We start from the raw sequence: 1,671 nt of genomic DNA, 5'->3' as shown, positions 1-1,671 counted from the left end.
GTCGAGCAACTGGTCGAGCTGATACCGCAGTTCTCCCGGGCCTTCGGGCCGGGCGACCCGAGGACCCTGCGGACCTGTCACGACCTGGCGCTCTGGCTGGCCCGCTCGGGCCGGCCGCGGGCGGCCGTCGCCCTGCTGCGCGAGCTGCTCCCCGCGCTGGACGGCCACCCCCGGGCCCGCGAGGACGTCGGACGTGACCTGGAGCGCTGGGAGCGGGAGAGCGCCGACGCCGAGCAGGAGCGCCCGCTAGTGCTCGCCGAGCTGCTCGACGGCTCGGCGCAGAGCGGCTGAACCGCCCTCGGCGATCGGCTCGCCGTGCCCGAACAGCACGGTCTCGGCCTCCAGTCCGGCCAGCCGGCGGAAGGACGCCAGGGCCGACGCCGGATCGGTGTGGAAGACGCCGGGCATGGTCCGGTGGCCGACGTTGGCCGCGAGGTCGCCGGTGAACAGCACGCCCGCCCGCGGCAGGTGGAGGGCGATCGACCCGTCGGTGTGGCCGGGCACGTGCACCACCACGGCGCCGCCGCCGAAGCCGAGCACCTCGCCGTCCACCACCTCGCGGTCCACCCGGCACGGCGGGGCGGGCGGCAGCGTCGGCAGGGTGTCCCACAGCTCCTGCTCGAAGGGGCTCAGCACGAACGGCTCCGGCTCCCGCTCGCCGCGGACCACCGGGGCCTCCAGCCGGTGGGCGGTCACCTCGGCGCCCAGGCGCCGGGCGAGTTCGGCGGCCGAGCCGGCGTGGTCCTCGTGGTGGTGGGTGAGCACGATGCCGCGCAGCGCGGCCGGGTCGGCGCCGACGGCGCGGATCGCCTCCTCGATCGCGTCGGCCTGCCCGGCGATGCCGGTGTCGACGAGGGTGAGCGCGCCGTCCTCGTCGCGCCAGAGGTAGGCGGTGCCGAAGGCCAGGGTGATGACGGTCAGTTCGGGGCGTATCCGGGTGATCTCCATGGACGGATCATGTGCCGGGCGGCGGCCGTCCACGCGCCTGTTCGCCCCGGGCGTGACGGGCCCGGCTACCCTTCCGCCGCTCCCAGCACCGCCCGCAGCCGGGCCGGGCGCGGCGAGTCGGGGCCCTCCAGCGCCAGCAGCGCGGCCAGCACCTCGGCGGTCTGCGGATCGTGCAGCGCCGTCGCCGCCGCCATCGCCACGAACTGGTCGACCAGCCACTCGCGCAGCTCGTCCACCGGCAGCGTCCGGCCCTCGTCGAGCCAGCTCAGCGAGGCCCCCTCGACCACCGCGATCCAGGAGCGGACCAGCAGCGTCAGCCGGGGTCCGGCCTGCCGCACCCCGAGGTGGCGCAGCGTCCGCCGCAGCGCCGCCCGCCGGACGTCGTCCACGATCGCCGAGGTGCGGGCCGTCTCCACCACCGAGCCGCCGCGCAGCAGCGCCGAGTAGCCGGCGTCGTGCTCGGCGACGAAGGAGAAGTAGCGTTCCAGCACGGCGGACAGCTGCTGGGTCGGGGTGCCGGCGGGCGGCACCGTGAAGCGGTCGGTGAGCTCCTCGGCCGCGCTGCGCAGCGCGGCCTCGTACAGCTGCTGCTTGCCGCCCGCGAAGTAGCGGTAGACCAGCGGCCGGGACGCCCCGGCGGCCTCGGCGACGTCGTCGAGGCCCACCTCGTCGGGCGGCCGGTGGCTGAACAGCTCCAGCGCCACGGCGATCAGCTGCTCGCGC

Annotated in this window: 3 protein-coding genes; 1 reads left to right on the top strand and 2 read right to left on the bottom strand. The window is 76.2% G+C overall.

The window, feature by feature from the left end; all coding sequences use genetic code 11:
• The coding region (locus ABD308_RS01635) for a hypothetical protein (protein ID WP_425554669.1) at nt 1-291 on the top strand (291 nt) is incomplete at its 5' end.
• Here the strand turns inward: ABD308_RS01635 and ABD308_RS01630 are convergent.
• Entirely contained in the window at nt 247-948 is a 702-nt protein-coding gene (locus ABD308_RS01630) for an MBL fold metallo-hydrolase (RefSeq protein WP_344324306.1), read from the bottom strand. The two genes, ABD308_RS01635 and ABD308_RS01630, sit on opposite strands and share 45 nt — an antisense overlap.
• 65 nt (nt 949-1,013) lie before the next feature.
• On the bottom strand, nt 1,014-1,671 hold a 658-nt coding region (locus ABD308_RS01625), incomplete at its 5' end, for a TetR/AcrR family transcriptional regulator (protein ID WP_344324303.1).

It is taken from the genome of Kitasatospora putterlickiae, from assembly GCF_039527695.1.
In the GTDB taxonomy this organism is placed as follows: domain Bacteria; phylum Actinomycetota; class Actinomycetes; order Streptomycetales; family Streptomycetaceae; genus Kitasatospora; species Kitasatospora putterlickiae.
This window is presented reverse-complemented; position numbering and strand designations above follow the sequence as displayed.

Coding starts and splice junctions, on each gene's coding strand:
- ABD308_RS01630 (WP_344324306.1), bottom strand. CDS start 948: ATGGAGATCACCCGGATACGCCCCGAACTGACCGTCATCACCCTGGCC.